Source organism: Azospirillum doebereinerae, assembly GCF_003989665.1.
GTDB classification, from domain to species: Bacteria; Pseudomonadota; Alphaproteobacteria; order Azospirillales; family Azospirillaceae; genus Azospirillum; species Azospirillum doebereinerae.
On record NZ_RZIJ01000005.1, the window covers coordinates 206,189 to 232,008 of the forward strand.

Genomic DNA, 25,820 nt, shown 5'->3' on the forward strand with positions numbered 1-25,820 from the left:
GCCGGGGCAAGGCGGGCCGATGCCCTCAAGGCACGTCGAACTGGGGCGGCTTGGCGGCGCCGGGGCAGGCGTTGACGGGCAGGGCCTCGGTTTCCACGAAGGTGACGGCGGCGGCCATCGCGCAGTCCTCGCCCGACGTCACGAGATGGCCGGCGCTGCGGAACACCAGATGGCGGCTCTTGGGCAGGGTTGCCGCCGCGCGCTCGCCCCATTCCGGCGGCGTCACCGGGTCGTAGGCGCCCGACAGCAGCAGGACCGGGACGGCGCTGGCCACCGGCAGGCGCTCCAGCGGCTCCTGCTGGCCCGCCGGCCACAGGCGGCAGACCCGCTGCGACGGGTCGTCGGCGGCGATGGTGCCGTAGGGCGGGAAGCGGCGGGCGCTCTCGGCCCTTTTCAGCGGGTCGGCCGGATTCACCGTCTCGCGGCATTCGACGGAGAAGGCCAAGCCATCGGCGATCTCCAAATCGCCCAGCCAGCTGGCCGGCGCCCATTCCGCCACCAGGTCATAACGGCCGCGCACGGCCCGGTCGATCATCGCCGGCACCGTGGGCACCGCCTCCCCGGTGGACATCGCCTCCAGCCCGGCGGAGACGACCGAGGCGCCGGTCAGGCGCAGGGCGTGGCGGCCATCGGAATCGCCGACGATCAGATCGACCGGGTTGCGGTCGAGCCGCTGCACGAGGTCGAGGAAGCGCTTTTCCAGATCGGGGTAGGCGGCGCGGCAGGCCCGGTTGGCGGCGCAATCGTCGAACAGCCGGCGGAAGGCGCGCTGGGCCAGCCAAGGCGCCTCCTCCTGCGCGTTCACGTCGGGCGGGTAGACGGAGTCCAGCACGGCGCTGCGCACGCGCCCGCCGTTGCGGCGAAGGATCTCCAGCGCGACGCGGGTGCCGTAGGACACCGCGAACAGGTTGACGCGCTGGGCGCCCAACGCGGTCGCCACCTCCAGCGCGTCGTCGGCGGCGACGGGGGTGGAGAACGACGCGCCGTCCAACCCGACCGCCTTGAACCGGTTGACGCAAGCGCCCAGCGCCGTGCGTTCCGCCGTGGCGCGCTGGTCGCGCGACAGCGGTCGGAGGCGGGGCTGGGCGCCGACCGCGTCCAGCTCCGGGCAATCGGTGTCCGGTTCCGCCCGGCCGACGCCGCGCGGGTCGAACAGGATCACGTTGCGCGAGCGGCGGAAGGGGGCGGACAGCTCCCACCACACCTCCATCCGCTCCTCCGTCGCCTCGCCGCTGCCGAAGGGGGAGGCGCCGGGGCCGCCCTCCAGGAACAGGACCGGGTCGGCGGCGGGCTGGCGGGCGGTGCTCAGCAGCACGGCGACGGGAAGCCGGAAGCTGCCGGACGCCGGGCGGTCGCGCCGTTCGGGGACGGTGACGGTGCCGCACAGCGCCGCCTCGCCCTCCGGCACGCTGAACCAGCAGGGGCCGGGCGTGAAGCGCGCCTCCGCCGCCGCCGGGGCGGGCACGCCGACAAGCGCTGCGCCAACCAAAATCGCCTGGGCCAGCATCGCCCAGGCCAAGGCGGTCCCGGCCGGCGTCGGCGGGGTGATCCGCGACCACCAGGGCCGCGCGGGACGGGCGCAGACGGACACGGGCCAAGCACTCGGGAGAAGCGTGAACGGGGTGGGCCAAGCGGCCCCGTTTTGTTTGACCGAGCCACCCGCAATTGTCCAGCCGCGCCGGGCTGTTGTCTTCCATGCCACAAAACGCCGCCGGTATGATGCATAACGGCAACAGGCGGAAGCCGATCCATCCATCCGAGGTCGGATGAGCGCTTGACGCAACACATCCGACTGCGGAATTATTTCGATCTTGGGCGCCGGCCATCGCGGCCGGCGCGACATCGGAAGGAGCACCGTCATGCCGACCTTATGGACCTCGATGCGGAGCCGCTGGCTCGATTCCGGCGGCGGCGCCGGGATGGATCGCCTCGGCGAGCATCTGCGGCGCGACATCGCCCTCAGCGCCGAGGACCAGCGGTCCCACGCGCCGCGTCACATCCGCGATCGGAACCTTTCGGACGCGCGGACATTTTTGACGTTGCAACCGTATCGCTGACCGGCGATACCGGATTCGCCGGTGGCGCCGCCCCCGGCATCAGTCAACCCTCAAGCCTTCCTCAACCCCTGGAGCATCACGATGAAAACCGTCGTACCCGCCACCTGGATCATCCGATCCGGCGATCCGGCCGCCCAAGCCGCCAATCACGCCACCATGCGCAACCATCGCACCCCGGCCCTTGACCCCTTGGGCGAGCTTGAATTCCGGATATCGAGAGGATCCCATGTCAGTGTTTCTGGGCTTTTGCGGCCATCGTCTCTTCGTTGAACACGCCCTCTGGGCATCGCCGGCCGGGTCGTTCGACCTGCGGCGGGAAAACGGGGAAGTCATCCTATGGCTTGGACGCCTGAACGTCATCTACACACCGGCCCGCTGGGGACCACCATCGCGCACGACCTAGCGCCGAACGGCGCGGAGGCGCTTTAATGCCGGCCCGCGCGCGTCACGACGAGGTCGCCACCGTCGTCCAGGTGCTTGAGGCGTTCCGCAAGCTCGACCCCGACCTGCCGATCCAATACGCGTTGAGTTTCATGACCATCGCGCAGAGCGAAGGCATTTCCATCGGCGAGTTGGCGGAACGCCTGGGCATCGCCCAATCGTCGGCGTCGCGCAACGTCGCGGCGCTCAGTCGCTGGCACAGCTTCGGCAAGGCCGGGCTGGATCTGGTGCAGGCGCAGGAAGACCCGCGCGAGCGCCGCCGCAAGATCGTCACGCTGACCGATTCCGGCCGCGCGTTCCTCGCCGACCTGCGCGCCATCGTCAACCCGGCCGACAGCCGCCGCGCCGCGAAATCGGCCTGACGGGTCCTTCCTCTATCCTTACTTACCCATCCTTATTTATGGGGTCCGCCCAGCGCGCGCCACAGCATGTCCAGCAGGACGCGCGCCGCCAGTTCCTGGCGCTCCAGCGGCAGGCCGGCCCGGCCCCGCACCTCCGCCACCCGCTCGGGCAGCGGCGGCATGTGGAAGAACCCCATCGGCACGTCCAGCCCCGCCGTCTCGATGGCGTGGCGGGCGCGGTAGAACAGGTGGTTGCCGAGAAAGCCGCCGGAAAAATCCCCGAAGGTCACCGGCAGCCCGGCCATGGCCAGCTCCCGCATCACGCGCGGGATCGGCAGCGTCGATCCGTAGGCGGTCGGTCCGTCCGGAGCGATGGCCTGTTGCTCCCGGATCGTGCCGGCCTCGTCGGGGCGGGGGCTTTCGTCGCAGTTCCAGGCGATGCGCTCGACCCGGATGTAATCGGTCGCCTCCGCGAGGGCGAAGCCCAGCGCCGCCATCGGGGCGTGCCGGTCGAGCAGTTCGGCGAACTCGTCGCCGCAGCGGTCGTAGACCGGGGTAAGGATGGCGGTGACGACCCCCGGCTCCCCAGCCAGCCGCTCCATCAGCAAGGCGGTCGGATCGACCGTTCCCTCGCCGATGGGTTGGAAGCCGGTGAGCAGGATGGGGGCCGTCATCGCTGGATCGTCCTTACGGGCGCAGCAGGCCGATGGTGTCCTTGACGTCGTTCAGCGTCTTCTCGGCGATGGCGGCGGCGCGCTCGCCGCCCTGGCGCAGCAGACGGTCGATTTCCGCCTTGTCGTCGAGCAGTTCCTTCATGCGCGTCGTCATCGGCGCCAGCTTGGCGACCGACAGGTCGACCAGCGCCGCCTTGAAGCCGGAGAACTGGGCGCCCGCGAACTGGGCCAGCGTCTGTTCGCGCGACTGGCCGGCGAGCGCCGAGTAGATCGTCACGAGGTTGTCGGCCTCGGGCCGCGCCTCCAGCTCGGTGACGGTTTCGGGCAGGGGTTCCGGGTCGGTCTTGGCCTTGCGGATCTTCTGCGCGATGGTGTCGGCGTCGTCGGTCATGTTGATGCGCGAGTATTCGGACTCGTCCGACTTCGACATCTTCTTCTTGCCGTCGCGCAGGCTCATCACGCGGGTCGCCTCGCCCAGGATCTGCGGCTCGGGCTGCGGGAAGAACTCGGTCTCGTAGCGGCGGTTGAAGGCGCCGGCGATGTCGCGGGCCAGCTCCAGATGCTGCTTCTGGTCCTCGCCGACCGGGACGTGGGTCGCCTTGTAGAGCAGGATGTCGGCGGCCATCAGCGTCGGGTAGGCGTAGAGGCCGAGGTTGGCCATGTCCTTCTGCTTGCCGGCCTTCTCCTTGAACTGGGTCATCCGGTTCAGCCAGCCGAGCGGCGTGTGGCAGGACAGGATCCACCCCAGTTCGGCGTGGCCGGAAACATAGGACTGGTTGAAGAGGATGTTCTTCTCCGGGTCGATGCCGGCCGCGATGTAGGCGGCGGCGACCTCGCGGATGTTGTTGCGCAGGACCTCGGGGTCCTGGTCGATGGTCAGGGCGTGCAGATCGACGACGCAGAAGATGCATTCGTAGCTGTTCTGCAGCTGCACCCAATTGCGCAGCGCCCCCAGATAGTTGCCGAGGTGAAGCTGCCGGGTCGGCTGCATGCCGGAAAAGATGCGGTTCACGGGTCGTCTCGCTCGAAAACTCTGGGAGGCCGGAGTTATCGCCCCCCCCGGCGCGGTGGTCAAGGCACGCCGCGCAAAACCAGGGTGCGGCAAGGGCTACCGGAGTGGCGGGAGAGGAGAGACGTGTGTTGGAGCGTGGACATAAGCGCTTCGGTTGCGAAGAACGCCTTTGTGTGCTACCGCAACGCGGTGTGGTCTGGAGGGGGCGGACCGACCGCCCCCGCCACACAGGAGGAGATGAAGGATGCGCGACATCCTTACCCTTCTGGTCCTGCTGCTGGAAGTGATCAAGCGCCTGCTCGATCTCTTCCGCTAAGGACTGGACCTGGGGGCGGTGGAGGCAACCGCCGTCCCCATGGTCACCAAGATACGCCCGAGCCCGTCCGCCTTCAAGGGTGGGTCAGCTCGAAAGACACGGGGAAGCTGTAAAAGTCTTCCTCACGCCGCCGCGCGGCGGCGTTCGATGGCGTCCCAGAGCTGGGCCTCCAATTGCACGCCGTCCAGCCGGTTGATCTCCTGAATGCCGGTCGGCGAGGTGACGTTGATTTCCGTCATGTAGTCGCCGATCACGTCGATGCCGACGAAGACCAGCCCCTTCTCGCGCAGCACCGGGCCGATGGCGGCGCAGATGGCGCGCTCACGCTCGGTCAGCTCGGTCTTCTTGGCGCTGCCGCCGGCGTGGAAGTTGGCGCGGGCCTCGCCCTCCTGCGGCATGCGGCTGACGGCGCCGGCCGGCTCGCCGTCGATCAGGATGATGCGCTTGTCGCCTTGGCGGATTTCCGGCAGGTAGCGCTGGACGATCACCGGCTCGCGGTAGAGCTGGGTGAACAGCTCCAGCAGGGAGCCCAGATTCTCGTCGTCCGGCTTCAGGTGGAAGACGCCGGCCCCGCCGTTGCCGAACAGCGGCTTGACGATGATGTCCTTGTGCTCGGCCCGGAAGTCCAAAATGGCCTGCTTGTCGCTGGTGATCAGCGTCGGCGGCATCAGGTCGGGGAAGCGGGTGATGAAGATCTTCTCCGGCGCGTTGCGCACCTCGGCCGGGTCGTTCAGCACCAGCACCTTGGGCTGCACATGCTCCAGCAGATGGGTGGAGGTGATGTAGGCCATGTCGAAGGGCGGGTCCTGGCGCAGCATGATGATGTCCATCGTGCTCAGATCCACCAGCTTCGCCTCGCCCAGCGTGTAATGCGCGCCGCGCTGGCGCACCACGGTCATCTCCCGCACGCGGGCGGTCAGCTTGTTGCCGGTCAGGCTGAGGTCGCGCGGGTGGTAGTGGTACAGGCGGTGGCCGCGCTTCTGCGCCTCCAGCGCCATCATGAAGCTGGAATCGGTGTCGATGTTGATCGACTCGATGGGGTCCATCTGGAACGCGACGGCGAGGCTCATGGCGGGTCTCCGGCCGGTGAATCGGCCATTCGGTTGGGTCTTCGTCAGTTCAGGCGCTTCTTCAACTGCTGGATCAGCGAGGCGGTCTGGTGCCGGTGGTGCTCGTCGCCGGTCAGCGCCATGAAGGTTTCCAGCGCCGTGATGGCGTCCTTGAGGTTGCCGGCGTGGGCTTCCAGCAGGCCGGTCTCGCGCCACAGCGCCGGCTCGTGGGGGGCGAACAGGCGCATGCCCGACAGCACCTCCAGCGCCTTCGGCACGTCGTGCGCCGACAGGTGCCGCAGCTTGATGTTGTTCTGGAGCCGCAGCAGCACGTCGCGGTTCGACACCGGCTGGTAATGCTCGGGCTCCAGCTCGGCGGCGCTGCCGGCGGTGGCCTTCAGCAGGTCGCGCAGGTCGACGACCGTCCTGACCTGCCCCTCGTTGAAGGGGTCGATGATGGCGCGGACCGGACCCTTGTCGATGCGGACCAGGAAATGGCCGGGGAAGTTCAGCCCGACCATCGCCCAGCCGCGCGAGCGGGCGGCGTGCAGATAGAGGATGCCCAGCGCCACCGGAAGCCCGCGCCGCCGGTCGATCACGCGCAGCATGTTGGCGTTCTGGAGGTCGTCGTAGGTGTCGTGGTCGCCGGAATAGCCGTGCCGTTCGCCGATCACCGCGTGCAGCGACGCGATGCGGTCCTCCAGCCCGTCGGCGTCCGCGTCGGCGCGCTCGGCCAGATCCGCGACGATGGCCTGGATGTGCCGGCGGTAGCCGCCGAGATCGGTGTTGGGCCGTTCCAGCGCACCGAGCGCCAGGGCGGCTTCGGCCAGATCGATCTCGTCGTCCGGCAGGTCGCCGGTGCGGCGCAGGATCTCGCGGGCTTCGGCATCGCTGGTCAAGGGGCTGTCCTCAAGGGGGGCTGTCCTTCCCGTCGCTCTCTCAGATCCGCCACGCGTCGATCAGGTGGCGCGGCCAGGCCCAAGGCGTAACGAGCATCACGTCGAAGCGCAAGACATAGCCCGCGTAGCGCGGGTTGGCGGCGAGGTAGACGTGGGCGGCGCGGGCGAGCCGGCCGCGCTGGCGGGCGCCGACCGCCTCGTTGGCGGTGTCCCAGTCGTTGCGCGCCTTGACCTCGACGATGGCGATGGTGCGGCCGCGCTTGGCCACGATGTCGATCTCGCCCATCGGGGTGCGCAGCCGGGTGGCGAGGATGCGGTAGCCTTTCAGACGCAGCGACAGCCGGCACAGCCCCTCGGCCAGCCGGCCGAAGAACTCCGCGCGGCGGCGCAGCGCGTCCAGCTCAGCCATGGCGCTCCCCTCCGCCGCGCGCCGGCTTTTCATCCGCCGGCTGCTCGCGCGCCAGTTCCAGGGCGCGGGCGTAGACCGCGCGCTTGGGCTGGCCGGTGCGGGCGGCGACGTCGGCCGCGGCGTCGCGCACCCGCAGCCGGGTCAGCGCTTCGCACAGCAGGGCGTCGATGTCGGCCTCGCCGGGGGTATCCTCCTCGCCGGGCGGGCCGATCACCAGCACCACCTCGCCCTTTGGCGGGCCGGCCTCGGCGTAATGGGCGGCCAACTCGGGCAGGGGGCCGCGCCGGACCTCCTCGTAGTATTTGGTCAACTCGCGGGCGACGGCGGCCTCGCGCGGTCCCAGGATCTCGGCGAGGTCGGCCAGCGACTCCGGCAGGCGCTGCGGGGATTCGAAGAAGACCAGCGTGGCCGGGACGTTCTTCAGCTCGCCAGCGGTGGCGCGGCGCGCGCTGCTCTTGTTGGGCAGGAAGCCCGCGAACAGGAAGCGGTCGGTCGGCAGCCCGGACAGCACCAGCGCCACCAGCGGGGCCGAGGCGCCGGGCAGGGTGGTGACCGCCACCCCTTCCGCCACGCACTCCCGCACCAGCTTGTAGCCGGGGTCGGAGACCAGCGGCGTGCCGGCGTCGGTGACCAGCGCGATGGACTCGCCGGCTTTCATGCGCTCGATCAGGATCGGACGCATCCTTGCCGCGTTGTGCTCGTGGTAGGAGACGAAGGGCGTGTGGATGCCGTGGATGCCCATCAGCTTCGCCGTCACCCGCGTGTCCTCGCAGGCGATCGCGGTGGCGCGGGTCAGGGTGTCCAAGGCACGCAGGGTGATGTCGGCGGCGTTTCCGATGGGGGTAGCCACGACATAAAGTCCGGGCGCGAGTTTACTTGCGGCGTCCGGGCCGCTACCTTGAGCGCCACTTTGGGCCGCAGCGGATGTGGAGACGATCGGTGGCACGCTTGGCAACAGCTTTCTCACAAGGTCTGAAACGTTACGGCGTGGCAGCCTTGTTGGTCGCCGGGCTGTCGGCCTGCTCGACTGTAAAGGCCCCGCCGCCCGTGGCACAAGCGCCGCAACCGCTTCCCGCCCCGATGGCGCAGCCGGTCGCCCCCCAGACGGTCAAGGTGGCGCTTCTGCTGCCGCTGACCGGGCCGAGCGCCCAGATCGGCCAGCCGATGCTCGACGCGGCGCAGCTCGCCCTGTTCGACATGGCCGGCGAGGGGTTCGAGCTGCTGCCGCGCGACACCAAGGGAACGCCCAACGGCGCCGCCGACGCGGCGCGTCAGGCCATCGCCGAGGGGGCGCGGCTGATTCTCGGCCCGCTGTTCGGGGCGGAGGTCGCGGCGGTCAAGCCGGTGGCCCAGAACGCCGGCGTCGAGCTGCTGGCCTTCACCAACGATTGGACCCAGGGCGGTCCCGGCGCCTATGTGATGGGCTTCGTGCCGGCCTATCAGGTGGAGCGCGTCGCCGGCTACGCCCGTTCGCAGGGCATCACCCGCTACGTCGCGCTGGCGCCGCGCACCCCCTATGGCGACGCGGTGGTCAGCGCGTTGCAGACGGTCAGCCAGCGGCTGGGCGGGACCGTTGCGCAGGTGGAACGGTACGATCCGGCGGTGCCGGATCTGTCGATCCCGGCCAAGCAGGTGGCGCAGGCCCAGAGCCAGCCGCAGGCGGTGCTGCTGGCCGAGGGTGGCGCCCGCGCGCAAGGCATCGCGTCGGCGCTGGCGTCGAATGGCGTGGCGCCGCAGCAGGTCAAGCTGCTGGGCACCGGGCTGTGGGACGACGCCCAGACCACCAATCTGGGTCAGGAGCCGGCGCTGGTCGGCGCGTGGTACGCCGCCCCGGCCCCGCAGCCCCGCGCCGAGTTCGAGGCGAAATTCGAGCAGACCTACGGGCGCAAGCCGCCGCGCATCGCGACGCTGTCCTACGACGCGACGGCGATCGCCGCCGTTCTGGCGCGGATCGGCGGACCGGCGGCGCCCTTCGACCGCACGGCGCTGACCAACCCCAGCGGCTTCGAGGGCATCGACGGGCTGTTCCGCCTGCGCCCGAACGGTCTGGTGGAACGTGGTCTGGCGGTGCTGGAGGTGACGCCCACCGGATCGCGCGTGGTCGATCCGGCGCCGCCGAACTTCGACGTTCTGGGACAGTGAGGCGTTTGCCCCCTCCCTAACCCTCCCCCGCTGCGCGGGAGAGGGGACTGCCGCTGGATTTCGACAAAGCTCCTGGCCCCCTCTCCCGCGAAGCGGGGGAGGGTCGGGGAGGGGGCAACAGCGTCGTTGTGGCTTCCCCTACCGCCGCGCCGCCAGCGAGGCGAGCTGGAACAGCACCCGCGCGCAGATGGTCTGATCGGGCATGTTGGTGCGCTTGCAGTCGGCCTCGGCATCCACCAGCCGCTCCAGCGCCTGACGGACGAGGTTTGGCGACCAGCGGCGGGTCTGCCCGACCAACCGGGTTTTCAGCTTGAAGAAGACCGGCGGGCGGATCGACTCGATGGCGGCCTCGGCGGATTTTCCGGCCGCGACTTGGGCGCCGATCAAATGCAGGCGCTGGAAATGGCGCTGCGCCCCGCGCAGGATCGGCACCGGCGAGGTGCCCTCCGCGAACAGCCGGGCCAGGGAGCGGTCGAGCGTGGCGAAATCGCCCTCCGCCGCCGCCCAGACCGGTTCGTCCATCGACAGGGCGGCGCTGTCGCCGATGCAGGCCTGGGCGTCCTCCAGCGTCACGCGCTTGGTCGTGCCCATGTAGAGCGCCAGCTTCTCCGCCTCGCCGCGCGCGACCATGCGGTCGCCGACGAGGTTGCCGGCCAGGAAGGTCAGCGCGTCGGGATCGGCGGTCAGGCCGTGGCCGTGCAGGATGTCGGCGATGACCCGGCCGAGCGAGGCCTCCTCCTCCACGTAGCAGGGGATGGCGGCGGCGGAATCCTCCCCCTCGAACAGCAGACGCAGCTTCGACCGCGCGCCGAGATCGCCCGCCTCGACGACCACGAGGCTGTCGCCGGGCGGCAGGTTGTCGAGGAAGGCGGTGAAGGCGGAGGTCGCGTTGTCCTCGGCGTCGCGCACGCGGATCAGGCGGCGCCCTCCGGTGAAGGACAGCGCCGCCGCCTCGTCGGCCAGCTTGGCCGGGTCGTCGGCGATGGCGCGGCCATGGAACTCGGCGACGCGGAAGGGATCGGCCAGATCCTCCACCACGGTGCGGCCGAGCGTCTGGGCACGGTCGCGCACCAGCCCGGAATCGGGACCGTAGAGCAGCACCGCCCGCACCTTGGGGTCGGGCTTGCGCAGGAAACCGTCGATGGCCTTGGCTTGCAGCTTCACCGGAAGCGGCCTTCCGCCGGGTTACGACCCACGGCCGAGATGCATCGCGACGCGGGTCGTGATGTCGTTGGAGATCTCCTGCAACGCCCGGTCATAGGCGTTCTCCACCGTCAGCACTCCGGCGTAATGCTGTTCCAGAATGTTGTAACTGATCATCGACCGGGCGCTCGACGCGAACACCACCTTGCCGTCCGCCGTGTCGGTCAGCCGGTAGGGCGCGTTGACCAGAAGCTGGGCACGGACCGCCGAGGCGTCCTTCTGCAGGGCCAGCTTCTGCTCGGTCGCCGTCAGGACGACGTCCAGGCGGTAGCGCGGGTTGCCCGGCCGGCTCGACTCGTAGAAGCGGTCGATCAGCAGGTTGCGCAGCTTCTGCCCTTCCCGGTCGGGGATCGAGGCGATCTCGACGCTGTTCAGCTTCTCCGCCGCTCCGGCCCCGACGCCGCGGTCGCCGTAGAGCGGCTGGAAGCCGCAGGCCGCCGTGGCGGAGACCGCGAGGGCGAGAAGCCCCCGCGTGAGGAAGCGGCGGAGCCCGCCGAGGTCAGACGACGACATTGATCACCCGGTTCGGGACGACGATGACTTTGCGCACCGGCTTGCCCTCCAGCGCGCGCTGGACGTTCGGATCGGCGAGCGCCGCCTGTTCGGCGGCGTCCTTGGCCATGTCGCGCGGCAGCTCCAGCGTGGCGCGGAGCTTGCCGTTGACCTGCACGGCCATGGTGACGCTGTCCTCGACCACCAGCGCGGCGTCGGCTTCCGGCCAGGGCTGGTCGGTCAGCAGGCCGTCGTGGCCCAGCTGAACCCACAGCTCTTCAGCCAGATGCGGCATCATCGGGCCGATCAGGCGGACCACCGACTCGAAGCCCTCGCGCAGAACCCAGGCCTCGCCGTCACCCTTGCCGTCGAGTTCGCCCAGCGCGTTCGACAGCTCGCGGACGCGGGCCACCGCCTTGTTGAAGCGGAACTTGTCGAGGTCGTCGGACATGCCGGCGATGGCCTTGTGGACCAGGCGGCGGGCGGCCTCGGCCTTGGGGCTGAACGCGGCGGGCTTGGGCGTGCCGGGGGCGGGCAGGGCGACCGGGGCTTCCGTGATCATCCGCCACAGGCGGTTGATGTAACGCCACGCGCCGTCGATGCCGGCCTCGGTCCATTCCAGGTCGCGTTCCGGCGGGCTGTCGGACAGCATGAACAGGCGGGCGGCGTCGGCCCCGTAGGTGCCGATGATGTGCGCCGGGTCCACCACGTTCTTCTTGGACTTCGACATCTTCTCGACGCGGCCGACGGTGACCGGCGCGCCGGTGTCCTCGCGGACCCACTCGCCCTTGTCGTTCCGCGTCAGGTCGGTCGGAGCCAGCCACGCGTTGGTGTCGGCGTCCTTGTAGGTCTCGTGGTTGACCATGCCCTGGGTGAACAGGCCGGTGAACGGCTCGTCCAGGTTCAGGTAGCCGCAGGTTTTCAGCGCGCGGGTCCAGAAGCGCGAGTAGAGCAGGTGCAGAACCGCGTGTTCGATGCCGCCGATGTACTGGTCGACGCCCAGCCAGTAGTCCACCGACTCGCGGGTGAAGGCGGTGCCTTCCTCCTTGGGCGAGCAGAAGCGGGCGAAATACCAGGACGACTCGATGAAGGTGTCGAAGGTGTCGGTCTCGCGCGTCGCCGGATTGCCGCAATGCGGGCAGGTCGTGTGCTTCCAGGTCGGGTGGTGCGCCAGCGGGTTGCCGGGCTTGTCGAAGGTCACGTCCTCCGGCAGCACCACGGGGAGCTGCTCGGCCGGGACCGGAACGATGCCGCAGGCGTCGCAGTGGATGACCGGGATCGGGCAGCCCCAATAGCGCTGGCGCGACACGCCCCAGTCGCGCAGGCGGTACTGCGTGGTGCGCTCGCCCTGGCCGGTCGACTCGAGCCGCTCGCCGACCGCCCGCTTGCCCGCCTCGCTGTCGAGGCCGTCGAGGAAGGACGAATTCCGCAGCAGGCCGGGGCCGGTGTAGGCCTCGGTGCCGACGTCGAAGGTCGCGGGATCGGCGTCCTCGGGGATCACCACCGGGCGGACCGGCAGGCCGTATTTGCGGGCGAAGTCCAGATCGCGCTGGTCGTGCGCCGGGCAGGCGAAGATCGCGCCCGTGCCGTATTCCATCAGCACGAAGTTGGCGACGTAGACCGGCAGCTCCCAGCTCGGGTCGAGCGGGTGAATCACCTTGAGACCGGTGTCGAAGCCGCGCTTCTCCGCCGTCTCGATGGCCTCCTCGCTGGTGCCCAGCCGGTTGCACTCGGCGATGAACTCGGCCAGTTCCGGGTTGTTCGCCGCCAGCTCGCCGGCCAGCGGGTGGTTGGGCGAGATCGCCGCGAAAGAGGCGCCGAACAGCGTGTCGGGCCGGGTCGTGAAGACCTCGAGGGTATCGGCGCGGTCCTTCAGCGCGAAGCGGAAACGCAGGCCGGTCGACTTGCCGATCCAGTTCTCCTGCATGATGCGGACGCGCTCGGGCCAGCGGTCCAGCGTCTCCAGCCCCTTCAGCAGGTCTTCCGCGAAGGCGGTGATCTTGAGGAACCACTGGGACAGCTTGCGCTTCTCGACCAGCGCGCCGGTGCGCCAGCCGCGCCCGTCGATCACCTGCTCGTTGGCCAGCACGGTGTTGTCCACCGGATCCCAGTTGACCCAGGATTCCTTGCGGTAGGCGAGGCCTGCCTTCAGGAAGTCCAGGAACATCTTCTGCTCGTGGCGGTAATACTCCACGTCGCAGGTGGCGATCTCGCGCTCCCAGTCGATGGACAGGCCCATCGTCTTCAACTGGCCGCGCATGGTCGCGATGTTCTCGCGGGTCCAGCTCGCCGGGTGGGTCTTCTTCTCCAGCGCCGCGTTCTCGGCGGGCAGGCCGAAGGCGTCCCAGCCCATCGGGTGCAGGACGTTGAAGCCCTTGGCCCGCTTGAACCGGGCGATCACGTCGCCGATGGTGTAGTTGCGGACGTGGCCCATGTGGATGCGCCCCGACGGATAGGGGAACATCTCCAGCACATAGTATTTCGGACGGGAGGCGTCCTCACGCGCGGTGAAGCAGCCTTGGCTCTCCCACGCGGATTGCCATTTCGCCTCGGTTTCCTTGACATTGTAACGCGACATGAGGAGACGCCGTTTCCCGTTGTTCGATCAGCTTGACTTCAGAGCGGCCGCAGCCTTAGCGCGCGGCGGCGTTCTGCGCGACGCGGAGCTGGCGGGCGCGGGTCAGCACCGCGTCCTCCAGCGTGCCGGCGGTTTCCGGCCCGACGTTGGTGTCGCGCCAGTCGGCGCCGCTGCGCTGCTGCTTGAACACCGACACGCGCACGCCGTCGGCGCGCAGCTGGCGGTCCAGGATGTAGAGGTTCACCTTGAAGCGCTCGTTCGGCGAGTCGGGCGGGGTGTACCAGTCGGTCAGGATCACGCCGCCGAACGGGTCGGCCGAGGCGATCGGCATGAAGGAGAGCGTGTCGAGCGAGGCGCGCCACAGGAAGCTGTTGACGCTGAGGCCGTTGGCGTTGTCCTGGTCGCCGCCGCGCTTGTTCTTGCCGAACAGGTTCAGGCCACCCTCGGTGCCGAGCAGGCTGCCGAACTTGTAGTCCTTGTTCTTAATCTGCTCTTCCATGGTCTCGGTCTTGCCACCCCAGCTGGCGCAACCGGCGACGCCGAGGGAGGCCGCGAGCAGGACGGGAGCAAGGCGAAGGGCGGTCAGGCGGCGCATGGTCGGGAACCCGGATCAAGAATGGGGGCGCCACGCGCGAACCGCGCGCGGAATGCCGCAGTAAAGACCATAACTGGACGGGGCCGCGCAACAGCGGAAGCGTTCGGGCAGCCCTGCCCGACAGCTCTGTGTGCACCGCCGAAGGGGGCGAACTCAGTGTGCTCCGTGCGACACACTGTCCCCTCAATGCTGCATTCCTTCCGATTTGACGCTTGCTGGCTTGGTCCCAGGTGCGTACGAAAGTCTCAGCCAGGACGTCAACCAGGCTGAAAACATCTGCTGCCAGGATGGAGGCACCTATTATGAACCGTTATCTGCTGGCCGGCTCCGCCGCCGTTGCTCTCGCCCTCGGTGCTGGCGCTGCCAACGCCCAGGCCAAGTTCGAAGTCAAGGTGGGCGGCGACGCCTACTTCGAAGCGGGCTATGTCGACCAGGATCTCGACTCGGGCCTCCGTTCGACGGAATTCCGTAACCGCATGCGCATCAACATCATCCCGTCCGCCAAGGCCGACAACGGCCTGGAGTACGGTGCGCGCATCCGTATCCGCGCCAACGCCGGCGCCGGCAACGCCCGCACCACCGATGCCGACCGTGCGTACATCTACGCGCAGGGCAGCTTCGGTCAGGTCCGCCTCGGCGTCCAGAACTCCTTCAACGACGAGACCTACGTCTCGGCGCCGCAGGATTACCTGCCGCTCGGCATCTATGACGGCGTGACCGCCTGGCTCGGCAACGCCGACATCACCGGTGGTCTGGCCAGCCTGAACGGCAGCATGATCAACCAGTCGCTGGTCGTTGAGAACAACTCGACGAAGATCGTGTACTTCTCGCCGCGCTTCGCCGGCTTCCAGTTCGGCGCCAGCTACCTGCCGCGCAACGACAGCTCGGCCACCGACGTCAACCGCACCAAGCCGGTCGGCGCCGCCCTCGGCCAGTTCAACCCGATCTTCCAGGACATGGTCGAAGTCGGTGCGAACTACAACAACACCTTCGGTGGTGTGTTGGTCAAGGCCAGCGCCGGCTACTTCTGGGGTCAGGCCGTCGACAACGTCGTCGGTTCGAACTACAAGGACCTGAACGCCTACCAGCTCGGCGCCCAGCTGGGCTACGCCGGCTTCGTGGTCGGTGGTAACTACACCGACTTCGGCAAGTCGGGCCAGAACGAGCGTCCCGGCTTCTTCACCGAGAACAGCCGCATGTGGCAGGCCGGTGTCCAGTACACCGCCGGTCCGATCGTGGTCGGTGCCAACTACAAGAACGGCAAGGACGCCGGTTCGCTGGCCGTCAATGGCGACCGCGAGCTGCAGGTCTACGAAATCGGCGTCGGCTACACCGTCGCTCCGGGTCTGACCCTGCAGGCTCAGTACGACTACTTCAAGGCTGACAGCGACCTGTCGACCGCGGCCGTTGACCGCGACGACAAGGGCAACGTCGTCCTCGTCCGCACGATCCTGGCGTTCTAATAGAACGTTCGGTTTCGGATGAAGAAGGGCGGTGGCTTCGGCCACCGCCTTTTTTTTTTATGCTCAATTTTTGCGCGCATCGCCTTTTCTCTGGGCAGGAGATGTGCTGTTTTTGCAGCAAGGCGATAATTCTCTTTAAAATCAACGCACTAATGTTGTGTCATCCTTGCCACTATGTGACACGAGGGGAGAGTGGATGACACTTTGCCCCTTGCCTGAGGGCGAGCGGCGCGGTTAAGTCAAAGTCACAAAGACAACCGCTTGGCCCCGCAACAGGGGTGCCTGCCAAAAGGATGGACAATCCATGAAGCGTTCTCTCGTTCTCGGCTGCGCCGCCGTTGCCCTCGCCGCCGGTTGCGCCACCGCCTCCGCCCAATCCAAGTTCGACATCGTGGTCGGCGGCGACGCCTACTTCCAGGCCGCCTACGTCGACCAGGACATCGACACCGGCCTGCGCGAGACCGAATTCGCCAACCGCTTCCGCCTGACCATCACCCCGACGGCCAAGGCCGACAACGGTCTGGAATACGGCGCTCGCCTGCGCCTGCGCGCCAACAACGGCGCCGGCAACAGCCGCGGCACCGACAACGACCGCGCGTTCATCTTCGCGAACGGCTCGTTCGGTACCCTCCAGGCCGGCGTGATCAACGGCCTGTCGGACGAATACGGCATCATCAGCCCGAACGTCGAAGGCATCGCCGGTTCGCCGGACGCCCAGTACATCAACTATTACGTGAACGCCAGCGGCGCTCCGTACGTCCTGGGCAGCCTGCGCACGCTGGAGTCGGGCGACGCCAGCACCAAGGTCATCTACCTGACCCCGAACTTCGCCGGCTTCCAGATCGGCGCCGCCTTCACGCCGGTGTATGGCAGCAGCAACACCAACGTGAACCGCGTGAAGAACAGCGCGCCGTACCGCGACATCGGCGAAGTCCAGGCCACCTACAAGGGTGAGTTCGGCGCCGTCGCCATCGAGGCGAGCGCGGCCTACCAGTTCGGCAAGGCCGACATCTCCAACACCGAAGACCTGTCCTCGGTGCACGTCGGCGCCAACATCGGCTTCGCCGGCTTCAAGATCGGCGGCAGCTACGCCTTCAGCGGCGACAGCGGCTACGCCACGGGCACCCGTGGCGTGGACGACCAGCAGGTCTGGATCGTCGGCGCGAACTACACGCTCGGCCCCGTCGTCCTGGCGGCGACCTACACCGACGCCCAGGGCATCGACAGCGCCTACGCCGGCCTGAACGCCCGCGCCCACCTGTGGCAGGCCGGTGTGACCTACACGGTCGCCCCCGGCTTCACCGCCGGCCTGGAATACAGCTACCTCGACAACAAGGTTGGCACCGTCAACAACGACGCCAACATCTTCCTGCTGGACACCCGCTTCGCTTTCTAAGCGACAGGTTCCAACCGGCAGCAGAAAATTGGGCGGCGGAGCAATCCGCCGCCTCTTTTTTTGACTCTTTGACGAAGCCGGCGCGGGTCCGGACGCGGGCGTGCGTCCGATCTTCGCTGGTGTCCGGCCGGTGCCGCGATCAGGGCTTTCTGGGCGTCGTCGCCGTGTCGGTGTCGCACATCATCAGCAGGACCGAGGTTTCCATCGGCACCCACACCATCAGCAGGCGGTGCTTGGCGCGGTCGGCGAGGAAGACGATGGTTTCGGGGTCGGTGACGGCCTTGGGCTTGATCTCGCCCGTCAGGTAGCCGGTCTGACCGAAGCCGGTCATCGTGCCCTGGAAGATGCGGTCGAGGCGCTCCTGGTCGCCCTTCGCCAGTTCCCAGCCGAACTGCTCCTGGCGGACGCAGCGGCGGCCGTATTCGCCGACGATCCGGCCCATGTAGTCGCGGTAGGTGCCGTCGTCGGTCAGCGGGTAGGCCGGTTCGCCGAACTTCACCTGGGCCATCGGCGATCCCGGCATCACCTTCGCCTTGCCCGGCTTGGCCGGCGCCGCCGCCTTTGGGGGCGCGGTTTTCCCGGCATCCTGCGCCGGCGCGGAGCCGGTCGCGGCCAGGGTGAGGAACAGGGCGGACAACAGGGGGCGAACCAGACTCCGCATGCGGAGGTCTCCTCGGGCAGGCGTCTTACGGGGGATGCTTGCGTTTCCGCAGCCTGTCCGCTAACACGCCGCACGGTCCGCTGTACACATGGACCGATCCGACAGGGGGCCGCCATGACGCCGACGCAGGGCACCGACCATCCGCACGCCGATTCCGTCACGACGCGCCTCGCCGGGGTGCGCCGCTCCATCGCCGAAACCGGCGCCTCGTGCGGCCGCGACTCGAGCGCGGTGACGCTGGTCGCGGTCTCCAAGACCCACCCGGCGGACGCCGTGGAGGAGGCCCTGGCCGCCGGTCAGCGCGTGTTCGGCGAGAACCGCGTGCAGGAGGCCAGGGGCAAGTTTCCCGATCTGAAGGCCCGCTTCCCCGATCTGGAACTGCATTTGATCGGCCCGCTCCAGACCAACAAGGTCAAGGACGCGGTCGCCCTGTTCGACGTGATCCAGACCCTCGACCGCCCCAGGCTGGCCGAGGCGCTGGCCGAGGAGATGGCGAAGTCCGGCCGCCGACCGCGCTGCCTGATCGAGGTGAACACCGGCGAGGAACCGCAGAAGGCCGGCATCCCCCCGGCCGAGGTTGAAGCGTTCCTGGCCGATTGCCGCGACCGGCTCGGCCTGCCGGTGACGGGACTGATGTGCATCCCGCCGGTCGACGAGGAGCCGGCGATGCATTTCGCGCTGCTGGCGGAGATGGCGCGGCGCCTGGGGCTGGCGGAGATCAGCATGGGGATGAGCGGCGACTTCGAGACGGCGGTCCGCTTCGGCGCCACCCATGTGCGGGTCGGCACCGCGATTTTCGGGTCGCGGCCCTATCCGGCGGCCTGAGCCGGGGTTCAGGGAGCGGCGGGATCGGGAACGGTCAGCGCGCTGCCCGGCGCGCAGTCCTTCAGCAGGCGCAGCAGGTCGTCGAGCGCGAGCGCGACGCAGCCCTCGGTCGGCGTCCAGCCGGGCCGGGCGACGTGCAGGAAAACGGCGCTGCCATGGCCGGGGACGATGGGATCGTCGTTGTGCCCCATCACCACGATGACGTCGTAGACCCCGTCCTCGCGCCACAGCGCCTCGTGGCTGGCGGGGTAGGGGCGCTTGACCGGGCGGTTGTAGGCGGGATCGGACGGCGCGTCGCACCAGCCGTCGTCTTGGGCAATGGGGGATGTGGGAAGGCCGGTGTCCGGAACGTCCAGGCGGTCGGCCCGCCACAGGACACGGCGCAGCGGAAAGCGGCCGACCGGCGTGCCGCCGTCGCCCTCGCGTTTGTCGGTCCGAATGCCGCCGCGTCCCAGGGCGCAGCGAACCCGCCCGCCGGGCCACAGGAGATGGCCGTCGGGATCGACGGTGATCGCGACGGCGGCCTTGGCCGCCGTTTCGGCCGGACCGCTCAACTCGACACGCGGAGAGCGGGAGCGGCGGATTGGGCGGCTTTGCGGGACTGCTCGTATTTCGCCAGATTGCGCATCATGGTTTCCGACAGCGGCTCGGGCGCCGTGGTTCCGTTCGCGTTGGCGGCGGGGGTCGCGTTGGCGTTGGCGGCTTGGGCGGTCGGTTGGGCGCCAGCCTGCGCGGCGCCGGGCTTTGCCGCCTGGGCGTTGACCGGGATGGAGCCGGGCAGGGGGGCCGCGAATTTCGGAACGCTGTGCTTGACCATGGTCGAGCTGGCGAGAGGGGTATCGCGCGCCGGCATCTTGCCCCCGCTGAAGCCGCCGCCATGCCCCGCTCCGGCGGCCAGCTGCGCGGCCAGCGACGGAGACGCCGCGGCGCCGGCCGCTCCGGTTCCGGTTGCCCCGGCCGCCGATCCCGAGGTCGCGGCGCCGAGCTTGACCGGCGACCCGGCCGGTCCTTCGGCGGCCTGGAACGCGGCTTTCGCGGCGAGCGGATCCACGGGGGAACCGGCGCCGGCCGATCCCCCCGAGGCGTCCGCCACGTCGACGGAGCCGGTGGGATGGTCACCGCCTTCGAAGCCGAGCGCGGTCATGATCTGGTCGGGGATGTCCTTCCCCTGCGCTTCCTCCACCACCGCGTTGGTGATCGCCGCCATGCCGCCTAGCGGGCCGCCGTACAGCATGCCCCCCATCACGCGGGCGGCCGGCTGGATGGTGTCGCCGGTGACGTTGCGGTAGATCGTGCTGACGATGGGGATGTGCTGAAGCGGGTTGATGACGTCCAGGAAGTCCCAGAAGGACATCTCCCCACGGATTTCGACGGGGCCGCCGTTGTGGCCGTCGCTGATCACCGGCGACGTCCGTTCGCGCGGCGCCGCCGCGCGTTGCGTGGCTCCGCTGTCGATGGAGGTGGCGTCGATGGCCATGGGCAGTCTCCCGGCGCTGAGGTCGTTCCTCAGGTAAGCAAGCGATGTGCCAGCTTTTGGCGACCCATTCCGCCCGCTTCACCCGGAATCCGATTCCCCTTGCAGCACGGGCGGCAAGAACTGCCGGGCCAAGGTGGCGATTCCTGCCCCCGTCCTGGCCCCCGCCTCCCGGCGGCGCTTCAGAACATGTGGCCGCTGCGTTCCGCCTTGGTGCGGAGATAGCCTTCGTTGTGGCCGTTGGCCGGGAAGATGTGGGCGACGCGCTCCACCACCGCGATGCCGCAACGGGTGAGCTGGCGCAGCTTCTCCGGGTTGTTGGTCATCAGGCGCACGGCCGAGAAGCCCAGCTGCCGCAGCATCTCCGCCGCCGGCAGATAGACCCGCTCGTCGGCCTCGAAGCCTAGGATCTCGTTGGCGTCCACCGTGTCGAAGCCCTGGTCCTGGATGCGGTAGGCGCGCAGCTTGTTGACCAGACCGATGCCCCGGCCCTCCTGCGCGAGGTAGAGCAGGACGCCGCTGCCTTGGCGGGCGATCTCGGCGATGGCGCCGCGCAGCTGGTCGCCGCAGTCGCAGCGCAAGCTGCCCAGCAGGTCGCCGGTGAAGCATTCCGAATGCAGCCGGGCCAGAACCGGCTGTTCGGGATCCGGGTCGCCGATGACGATGGCGAGGTGTTCCGGCCCGCCGTCGGCCGGGCGGAAGGCGTAGATGCGGGTGTTCTCGGCCCCGCTCAGCGGCACGCGCGCGTCGGCGACGCGGCGCAGCGTGCGCACCACGTGGACCCGGTAATCGGCCACGTCGCGGGCGCGGACCAGCAGCAGGTCGTGCTCCGCCGCCCATGCCGCCGCATCGAGGGCCGCGCCGTCATCCTCGGGAACGACCTGCGCCGTGATGGCGGCGGGCAGCAGCCGGGCGAGCCGGGCGAGGTCGACGGCCGCCGCCTCGCGCGTGTCCACCGGCATCACGGCGGCGGTGAGGCCATGAGGCAGGGTGGCGTTGTCGGGGCGGTGCTCGGGGTCGGCCAACGCGTGCGCCTGGTCGGCGCTGAGGCCGCCCGCGCAGCCCAGCGCCACGACGCCCGGCGCGGTGTCGTCGGTGTCGGCCGCCAGCCCCAGCACGATGGCGCGCCGCCGGGTGACCGCCAGGGTCGGGACGCCGCCGGTCAGCGCCTTCAGCCGCTCCACCGCGTCGAGCGGCACCGACTCCACCGACACCGCAGCGCCGACGGTGCCATCGGCGGTCTCGATGGCGATCACCTCGCCCCGGCGGAGCGCGGCGAGCGCGCGGTCAACGGCGCGAACGGCGGCTTCGTCGATCAGGGGACGGGTGTCGGGGCGGCGTTCGGCGTGCATCGATCGGGGTACTTCGCGGCGAAAGGCTGGAGATGGTGCGGCGGGCGGGCGAAGCAAAGCGCAGGAGGCGCGCCCCTGTCCAGCGTTTCCCGCGCGTCACTCCGTTGCCGGGTCCGCAACGATCGCCGCCGCGCCGCGCCACGATCCAGGCGGGGCCGAGCAACAGGCACTGCCCGTCGCGTGGCGGGACGCGTTAGGATGCGGAAAAGCCAACCAAGGAGCGCCGTTTCGTGATGACCAGCAACACCCCGGCGGATGCTGCCGATCCGGTCCTGCACGCGCTGCTGCCGGCCGTCCTGCCGGCCGACGCCTACAGCCGGCGCGTGGTGGAGGCGCTGCGGGCGGCGGGGCGGTCGGTGACGGCCCACGCGCTGCCCGGCCCGCACCCGCAGGTCGATCCCTCCGCCATCCTCGCCGCCGACATCGCGCTGGCGCGGCTGCCCGACGGGGCGACGGTGCTGCTGGACGGCGCCGCCCTGCCCAACCTCGCCGCCGCTTTGCCCATCGACGACCGCCGGCTGCGCTTCGTGGCGCTGGTCGAACGGCTGCGCTGGACCGACGCGGGGCTGGGCGCGGAAGAGGCCATGGCGCGCTGGCATCTGGAACAAGGGGCGCTGGCCCTGATGCGCCTCGTCGTGGTCCCGGACGCGGCGGTCGCCGCCACGGTCACGGCCCTGGAGGTGGCGGCGGAGCGGGTGGTCCAGGCGGCGCCGGAGGCGGTCGGGATCCTTCTGACACGCCTGTCCGCTCTCCGTCCCGGCCTGCAAGCCAGCCCGCAAGCCCTTCCGCCGTCTGGCGATGAGCCATGACGACAGGGCCGGGGCCGCGTGCTAAGGTCCCGGCCGCTTTTTCCGGCTTGGTTTCGCTGCGCCCATGACGCCCCCCCGACGCATTCTTCTGGTCGACGACGACACGGCGCTCCGGCAGTCGCTGGCCGAACAGCTCCGCCTGCTGGAGGAGTTCGAGACGGCGGAGGCCGGCGACGGCGCCGCCGCGCTGGAGGCGGCGCGGGGCGGCGGCTTTTCCGCCATCCTGCTCGACGTCGGGCTGCCCGACCTCGACGGGCGCGACGTGTGCAAGCTGTTGCGGCGCGACGGGGTGCGCTGCCCGATCATCATGCTGACCGCGTCCTCCACCGACGCCGACACCATCCTGGGGCTGGAATCGGGCGCGAACGACTACATCGCCAAGCCCTTCCGGCTGGGGGTGCTGATCGCCCGGCTGCGCGCGCAGCTGCGCCAGTTCGAGCAGACCGAGGACGCGGTCTTCGTCCTCGGCCCCTACCGGTTCCAGCCCGCCGCCAAGCTGCTGCTGGACGAGGCCGCGAACCGCAAGATCCGCCTGACCGAAAAGGAGACGGCGATCCTGAAATACCTGTACCGGGCGGGGGATCAGGTGATCGGACGCGAGACGTTGCTGGGCGAGGTCTGGGGCTACAACGCCGGGGTCACCACCCACACGCTGGAAACCCACGTCTACCGCCTGCGCCAGAAGATCGAGCGCGACCCGTCCAACGCGGAAATCCTGGTGACCGAGCCCGGCGGCTACCGCTTGGTGCCGTAAGGCGGTCCGCCGGCCTTCCCGCCGGCGGAATTGCCCCGGCCGGCGATGGTGACCTCCAGGGCGAAGCCGGGCCAGCGGCGGCGCTCGCGGTCGAGCGCCGGGGCGCGTTGCTGGAACGGGGCGCCCCACAGGCCCCGGCCGCGCGGCACCACCGGCAGCAGGCGCAGCTTGCGCCCGACGATGGCGAGGCGGCGGCGCCAATGGCCGACGGTCTGCGGCGCCACCCCGGCGCGCCTTGCGATCTCCTGGTCGGACAGCAGGGCGCTGCCGGGATCCTGCAACAGGTCCAGCACGGCGCGGCGCTTGTCGGCGCTGGCGTGGCGGGAATGCTTGCGCTCCAGCGCCTTGCCCACGTCCCACAGCTGTTCGGCGGTCTCCCGCGCCAGCCGGCGCCAGCGGTCGGCCTCGTCCTTGTGGCGGTCGAGGTCGCCCGCCGCCTTGTCGAGCTGGCGGCGCAGCGTGGCCAGCTCCAGCTCCAGGTCGCGGACCTGGCGGCGCAGGCCCTGGACGAGCTGGTCGGGCGGCGGCGGCTGGGCCGGGGTGACGGGCGGGACGACGACGGTGGGCGGCTCGGGCAGGACCCGGTCGGTGCGGGCGCGTTCCGCCAGATCGCGGAAGGACAGACCGGCGCGCGACAGCATGATGCGGGCGGCGCGCAGGGCGGACAACGCCTCCCCTGGATGCTCCGACTCGGTCATGGCGAGGACTTTGGCGAGCTTGTCTGGGTCCATCGGTCGTCGGTTCCGTCGGCACGCCCCAAACGCGATGAGGGGCCGCAGGCAAGGAAGCCGCGTTTTGCGCGACCGCCGGCACGCTACCACATCTTATAGGTTGGAACACACGCCCATCGTCGGTAGGCGTATCAGGTTGGACCCGAAGTTCCACCCGATCGAAGGGGGTGGTTTTCGCTCGACTTCGTTCGCGCGCCTCGCCAACATGGCCGCCTCATGACCGCCGGTTTCCCGCCCCGCTCCGTTCCCGCCCCTGCGCCCGCCGCGCCTTTCACCGTCCGTTTCTGGGGGGTTCGCGGCAGCATCGCGTCGCCGGGGCCGGACACCGTGCGCTACGGCGGCAACACGGCCTGCATCGAGCTGCGCTGCGGCGAGGCCCACATCGTCTTCGACTGCGGCACCGGAATCCGCGCGCTGGGCGAGGCGCTGGCGCGCGGCGGGCCGGTGGACATCGATCTTCTGCTGACCCACAGCCACCTCGACCACATCTGCGGGCTACCCTTCTTCGCGCCGGCCTTCGACCCGGCCAGCCGGCTGCGGCTGTGGGCGGGGCATCTGCCGCCGAACCGGCCGTTCCGCACCGTGCTGTCGGACATGATGACGGCGCCGCTGTTCCCGGTGCCGGTCGAGATCTTCCGCGCCGACTGCATCTACCGCGACTTCACCGCCGGCCAGACGCTGGAGCCAAAGCCGGGCGTCGTGGTGCGCACCGCCCCGCTGAACCACCCGGACGGCGCCACCGGCTACCGCGTGGAGTTCGGTGGGCGCAGCGTTTGCGTGCTGACCGACACCGAGCACCCGGCCCAGGGCCGCGATCCGGTCATCCTGGAGCTGCTGCGCGGCGCCGATCTGATGATCTACGACAGCACCTACACCGACGCGGAATACCCGGCGCGGGTCGGCTGGGGCCATTCGACGTGGCAGGAATGCCTGCGTCTGGCCGAGGAGGCCGGGGTCGGCCGCGCGGTGATCTTCCACCACGACCCCGCCCGCACCGACGGCGAACTGGACGCCATCGCGGCGGAGGCCGAGGCGATGCGCCCCGGTTCGCTGGTCGCCCGCGAGGGGATGGAACTGTCGCTGTAAAGTGGCTAGTACGGTCGGGGGGCTGGTCATAGCCCCGCCCCCATGGTATGGCTGCCTTGCACGGCCTCCACCCATGGTGCCCGTCAACCCGGCTGAAAGTCTTGAACGGGGCCGCGAAATGGGCATCCGGCCGGGAATTCCCGGCACGGACACTCCCGGTTGCGATGCGGAATCCCTTGTTGACTTGGGGACGCTTCGAGACCACTTGTGTCCCATGCTGAAAACAAACCGATCCGGGACGTAACGGTCCCACACGCCGGCTGCCCGCTGCGGGTTCCGGCGGAGGGTCCGGCCCGTCGCGCCGATGCTCGGGCGCGTCGCTGGCCGACCCAACTCCGCCGCATTCCCCGCGTGGAGCCTTCCCCGGCGTTCTACGGTTGAAACGATGAAAAGGACAGTCAAGTATGGATAATTCGCTCACGGGAAAGACCATTGCCATCCTCGTCTCCAACGGCTTCGAAGAAGCGGAGATGACCGAACCGCAGCGCGCCTTGCTCAAGACCGGCGCCACCCTGCGCACGATCTCGACCGAGACGGGCTTGGTGAACGGCTGGCATGGCAAGTCCTGGGGCCATTACTTCCCGGTCGACAAGCAGCTGGGCGAGGCGCTCGGCGCCGATTTCGACATGCTGCTGCTGCCGGGCGGCGAGCGCAGCGTCGCCAAGCTCCAGCAGTCGGCGCACACCCGCCGCATCGTCGGCCACTTCCTGGACGCCGGCAAGCCGATCGCCGCGATCGACCACGGAATCCAGCTGCTCGCCATCCCGGGCAAGCTGCGTGGCCGCGTGCTGGCCGCTCCGGAAGCCTACCGCGCCGACCTCCAGGCCGCCGGCGGCAAGATCAGCGACGAGGCCCTGGTGGTGGATGACGCCACCGTCAGCGCGCTCGGCCAGGAGCAGCTGATGGACTTCGTCGAAGCCGTCGTGAAGCTGTTCGGCGACGTCGCCGCGGTTCGCAAGGCCGCCTGACGCGCCCATCGGAACGTCGTTCGTGAAAAGGCCGCCGCACCATCGGGTGCGGCGGCCTTTTTGCGTTGCAGCATAAAATCGATGTTGATAATT

General features: G+C 69.5%; 26 protein-coding genes. 10 read left to right on the forward strand and 16 right to left on the reverse strand.

Annotated elements, in window-relative coordinates:
- Nucleotides 1-25: 25 nt before the first annotated feature.
- On the reverse strand, nt 26-1,591 hold the full coding sequence (locus EJ913_RS09030) for an alpha/beta hydrolase (protein WP_244939293.1): 1,566 nt from the start codon (nt 1,589-1,591) through the stop codon (nt 26-28).
- A 268-nt stretch (nt 1,592-1,859) separates the two neighbouring features.
- Between EJ913_RS09030 and EJ913_RS09035 the strand changes: the two genes are divergently transcribed.
- Together EJ913_RS09035 and EJ913_RS09040 are read left to right on the forward strand one after the other, a co-directional pair.
- A complete protein-coding gene (locus tag EJ913_RS09035) occupies nt 1,860-2,057 on the forward strand; it encodes a hypothetical protein (RefSeq protein WP_126996929.1) in 198 nt (65 codons plus the stop codon).
- 428 nt (nt 2,058-2,485) lie between these two features.
- On the forward strand, nt 2,486-2,860 hold the full coding sequence (locus tag EJ913_RS09040; protein ID WP_126996931.1) for a helix-turn-helix domain-containing protein: 375 nt from the start codon (nt 2,486-2,488) through the stop codon (nt 2,858-2,860).
- Between the two features lie 32 nt (nt 2,861-2,892).
- Here EJ913_RS09040 and EJ913_RS09045 read toward each other — a convergent pair whose 3' ends face one another.
- The 6 genes from EJ913_RS09045 to rsmI form a co-directional block, all read right to left on the reverse strand.
- Nucleotides 2,893-3,513, reverse strand: a complete 621-nt coding sequence (locus EJ913_RS09045) for a pyroglutamyl-peptidase I (RefSeq protein ID WP_126996933.1) — start codon at nt 3,511-3,513, stop codon at nt 2,893-2,895.
- A 13-nt stretch (nt 3,514-3,526) separates the two neighbouring features.
- Nucleotides 3,527-4,525: a tryptophan--tRNA ligase gene (trpS, locus tag EJ913_RS09050; RefSeq protein WP_126996935.1), complete on the reverse strand. Its 999-nt coding sequence runs from the start codon at nt 4,523-4,525 to the stop codon at nt 3,527-3,529.
- A 438-nt stretch (nt 4,526-4,963) separates the two neighbouring features.
- On the reverse strand, nt 4,964-5,911 hold the full coding sequence (gshB, locus tag EJ913_RS09055; protein ID WP_126996937.1) for a glutathione synthase: 948 nt from the start codon (nt 5,909-5,911) through the stop codon (nt 4,964-4,966).
- A 44-nt stretch (nt 5,912-5,955) separates the two neighbouring features.
- A complete protein-coding gene (locus EJ913_RS09060) occupies nt 5,956-6,789 on the reverse strand; it encodes a SirB1 family protein (RefSeq protein ID WP_126996939.1) in 834 nt (277 codons plus the stop codon).
- A 40-nt stretch (nt 6,790-6,829) separates the two neighbouring features.
- Nucleotides 6,830-7,198 (reverse strand): YraN family protein, encoded by a 369-nt coding sequence (locus EJ913_RS09065; RefSeq protein WP_126996941.1) that lies wholly within the window; start codon nt 7,196-7,198, stop codon nt 6,830-6,832.
- Nucleotides 7,191-8,144 (reverse strand): 16S rRNA (cytidine(1402)-2'-O)-methyltransferase, encoded by a 954-nt coding sequence (gene rsmI / locus EJ913_RS09070; RefSeq protein ID WP_425321108.1) that lies wholly within the window; start codon nt 8,142-8,144, stop codon nt 7,191-7,193. Before rsmI ends, EJ913_RS09065 begins: the two co-directional genes overlap by 8 nt.
- A gap of 41 nt (nt 8,145-8,185) precedes the next feature.
- On the opposite strand from rsmI, the gene EJ913_RS09075 reads away from it, so the two are divergent.
- On the forward strand, nt 8,186-9,340 hold the full coding sequence (locus tag EJ913_RS09075) for a penicillin-binding protein activator (protein WP_244939295.1): 1,155 nt from the start codon (nt 8,186-8,188) through the stop codon (nt 9,338-9,340).
- A gap of 138 nt (nt 9,341-9,478) precedes the next feature.
- Here EJ913_RS09075 and holA read toward each other — a convergent pair whose 3' ends face one another.
- Genes holA through EJ913_RS09095 form a run of 4 tightly spaced genes read right to left on the reverse strand, consistent with a single transcriptional unit; the run spans nt 9,479 to nt 14,208 of the window.
- Entirely contained in the window at nt 9,479-10,504 is a 1,026-nt protein-coding gene (holA, locus tag EJ913_RS09080; RefSeq protein ID WP_126996945.1) for a DNA polymerase III subunit delta, read from the reverse strand.
- A gap of 21 nt (nt 10,505-10,525) precedes the next feature.
- On the reverse strand, nt 10,526-11,056 hold the full coding sequence (gene lptE / locus EJ913_RS09085; protein ID WP_126996947.1) for an LPS assembly lipoprotein LptE: 531 nt from the start codon (nt 11,054-11,056) through the stop codon (nt 10,526-10,528).
- Entirely contained in the window at nt 11,043-13,613 is a 2,571-nt protein-coding gene (gene leuS, locus EJ913_RS09090) for a leucine--tRNA ligase (protein ID WP_126996949.1), read from the reverse strand. The genes lptE and leuS overlap by 14 nt, the downstream gene beginning before the upstream one ends.
- Before the next feature lie 55 nt (nt 13,614-13,668).
- The gene (locus EJ913_RS09095; protein ID WP_126996951.1) at nt 13,669-14,208 is read right to left on the reverse strand and encodes a DUF3576 domain-containing protein; all 540 of its coding nucleotides are present in this window, start codon (nt 14,206-14,208) and stop codon (nt 13,669-13,671) included.
- 302 nt (nt 14,209-14,510) lie between these two features.
- On the opposite strand from EJ913_RS09095, the gene EJ913_RS09100 reads away from it, so the two are divergent.
- A complete protein-coding gene (locus tag EJ913_RS09100; protein ID WP_126997124.1) occupies nt 14,511-15,671 on the forward strand; it encodes a porin in 1,161 nt (386 codons plus the stop codon).
- A gap of 304 nt (nt 15,672-15,975) precedes the next feature.
- Nucleotides 15,976-17,067 (forward strand): porin, encoded by a 1,092-nt coding sequence (locus tag EJ913_RS09105; protein WP_126996953.1) that lies wholly within the window; start codon nt 15,976-15,978, stop codon nt 17,065-17,067.
- 139 nt (nt 17,068-17,206) lie between these two features.
- Here EJ913_RS09105 and EJ913_RS09110 read toward each other — a convergent pair whose 3' ends face one another.
- Nucleotides 17,207-17,728, reverse strand: coding sequence for a hypothetical protein (locus tag EJ913_RS09110; protein WP_126996955.1), 522 nt, complete (start codon nt 17,726-17,728; stop codon nt 17,207-17,209).
- A 114-nt stretch (nt 17,729-17,842) separates the two neighbouring features.
- Here EJ913_RS09110 and EJ913_RS09115 point away from each other — a divergent pair, with 114 nt between their 5' ends.
- On the forward strand, nt 17,843-18,553 hold the full coding sequence (locus tag EJ913_RS09115; protein WP_126996957.1) for a YggS family pyridoxal phosphate-dependent enzyme: 711 nt from the start codon (nt 17,843-17,845) through the stop codon (nt 18,551-18,553).
- A gap of 8 nt (nt 18,554-18,561) precedes the next feature.
- Here the strand turns inward: EJ913_RS09115 and EJ913_RS09120 are convergent, their stop codons facing one another.
- From EJ913_RS09120 to ribA, 3 genes are all read right to left on the reverse strand, one after another.
- Nucleotides 18,562-19,107 carry a L,D-transpeptidase family protein gene (locus EJ913_RS09120; protein ID WP_126996959.1) on the reverse strand — a complete coding sequence of 182 codons (546 nt, stop codon included), beginning with the start codon at nt 19,105-19,107 and terminating at the stop codon, nt 18,562-18,564.
- Nucleotides 19,104-20,030 carry a hypothetical protein gene (locus EJ913_RS09125; protein ID WP_126996961.1) on the reverse strand — a complete coding sequence of 309 codons (927 nt, stop codon included), beginning with the start codon at nt 20,028-20,030 and terminating at the stop codon, nt 19,104-19,106. The genes EJ913_RS09120 and EJ913_RS09125 overlap by 4 nt, the downstream gene beginning before the upstream one ends.
- A gap of 179 nt (nt 20,031-20,209) precedes the next feature.
- A complete protein-coding gene (ribA, locus tag EJ913_RS09130; RefSeq protein WP_126996963.1) occupies nt 20,210-21,379 on the reverse strand; it encodes a GTP cyclohydrolase II in 1,170 nt (389 codons plus the stop codon).
- A gap of 233 nt (nt 21,380-21,612) precedes the next feature.
- Here ribA and EJ913_RS09135 point away from each other — a divergent pair, with 233 nt between their 5' ends.
- Nucleotides 21,613-22,188 carry a glycosyl transferase gene (locus EJ913_RS09135; RefSeq protein ID WP_126996965.1) on the forward strand — a complete coding sequence of 192 codons (576 nt, stop codon included), beginning with the start codon at nt 21,613-21,615 and terminating at the stop codon, nt 22,186-22,188.
- A 64-nt stretch (nt 22,189-22,252) separates the two neighbouring features.
- On the forward strand, nt 22,253-22,942 hold the full coding sequence (locus tag EJ913_RS09140; protein ID WP_126996967.1) for a response regulator transcription factor: 690 nt from the start codon (nt 22,253-22,255) through the stop codon (nt 22,940-22,942).
- Here the strand turns inward: EJ913_RS09140 and EJ913_RS09145 are convergent.
- Entirely contained in the window at nt 22,924-23,673 is a 750-nt protein-coding gene (locus EJ913_RS09145) for a helix-turn-helix domain-containing protein (RefSeq protein WP_126996969.1), read from the reverse strand. The two genes, EJ913_RS09140 and EJ913_RS09145, sit on opposite strands and share 19 nt — an antisense overlap.
- A gap of 216 nt (nt 23,674-23,889) precedes the next feature.
- Between EJ913_RS09145 and EJ913_RS09150 the strand changes: the two genes are divergently transcribed.
- A complete protein-coding gene (locus EJ913_RS09150) occupies nt 23,890-24,759 on the forward strand; it encodes an MBL fold metallo-hydrolase (protein WP_126996971.1) in 870 nt (289 codons plus the stop codon).
- 404 nt (nt 24,760-25,163) lie between these two features.
- Nucleotides 25,164-25,727 (forward strand): DJ-1/PfpI family protein, encoded by a 564-nt coding sequence (locus EJ913_RS09155; RefSeq protein WP_126996973.1) that lies wholly within the window; start codon nt 25,164-25,166, stop codon nt 25,725-25,727.
- Nucleotides 25,728-25,820 lie beyond the last annotated feature (93 nt).

Bases quoted from the DNA above. Each gene is read 5' to 3' on its own strand.
- EJ913_RS09035 (WP_126996929.1), top strand. From the start codon at position 1,860: ATGCCGACCTTATGGACCTCGATGCGGAGCCGCTGGCTCGATTCCGGC.
- EJ913_RS09140 (WP_126996967.1), top strand. From the start codon at position 22,253: ATGACGCCCCCCCGACGCATTCTTCTGGTCGACGACGACACGGCGCTC.
- EJ913_RS09145 (WP_126996969.1), bottom strand. From the start codon at position 23,673: ATGGACCCAGACAAGCTCGCCAAAGTCCTCGCCATGACCGAGTCGGAG.
- EJ913_RS09155 (WP_126996973.1), top strand. From the start codon at position 25,164: ATGGATAATTCGCTCACGGGAAAGACCATTGCCATCCTCGTCTCCAAC.
- EJ913_RS09065 (WP_126996941.1), bottom strand. From the start codon at position 7,198: ATGGCTGAGCTGGACGCGCTGCGCCGCCGCGCGGAGTTCTTCGGCCGG.
- EJ913_RS09045 (WP_126996933.1), bottom strand. From the start codon at position 3,513: ATGACGGCCCCCATCCTGCTCACCGGCTTCCAACCCATCGGCGAGGGA.
- EJ913_RS09135 (WP_126996965.1), top strand. From the start codon at position 21,613: ATGACCAGCAACACCCCGGCGGATGCTGCCGATCCGGTCCTGCACGCG.
- EJ913_RS09125 (WP_126996961.1), bottom strand. From the start codon at position 20,030: ATGGCCATCGACGCCACCTCCATCGACAGCGGAGCCACGCAACGCGCG.
- EJ913_RS09110 (WP_126996955.1), bottom strand. From the start codon at position 17,728: ATGCGGAGTCTGGTTCGCCCCCTGTTGTCCGCCCTGTTCCTCACCCTG.
- leuS (WP_126996949.1), bottom strand. From the start codon at position 13,613: ATGTCGCGTTACAATGTCAAGGAAACCGAGGCGAAATGGCAATCCGCG.
- ribA (WP_126996963.1), bottom strand. From the start codon at position 21,379: ATGCACGCCGAACGCCGCCCCGACACCCGTCCCCTGATCGACGAAGCC.
- EJ913_RS09100 (WP_126997124.1), top strand. From the start codon at position 14,511: ATGAACCGTTATCTGCTGGCCGGCTCCGCCGCCGTTGCTCTCGCCCTC.
- EJ913_RS09105 (WP_126996953.1), top strand. From the start codon at position 15,976: ATGAAGCGTTCTCTCGTTCTCGGCTGCGCCGCCGTTGCCCTCGCCGCC.
- gshB (WP_126996937.1), bottom strand. From the start codon at position 5,911: ATGAGCCTCGCCGTCGCGTTCCAGATGGACCCCATCGAGTCGATCAAC.
- EJ913_RS09040 (WP_126996931.1), top strand. From the start codon at position 2,486: ATGCCGGCCCGCGCGCGTCACGACGAGGTCGCCACCGTCGTCCAGGTG.
- lptE (WP_126996947.1), bottom strand. From the start codon at position 11,056: ATGTCGTCGTCTGACCTCGGCGGGCTCCGCCGCTTCCTCACGCGGGGG.
- EJ913_RS09150 (WP_126996971.1), top strand. From the start codon at position 23,890: ATGACCGCCGGTTTCCCGCCCCGCTCCGTTCCCGCCCCTGCGCCCGCC.
- EJ913_RS09095 (WP_126996951.1), bottom strand. From the start codon at position 14,208: ATGCGCCGCCTGACCGCCCTTCGCCTTGCTCCCGTCCTGCTCGCGGCC.
- EJ913_RS09115 (WP_126996957.1), top strand. From the start codon at position 17,843: ATGACGCCGACGCAGGGCACCGACCATCCGCACGCCGATTCCGTCACG.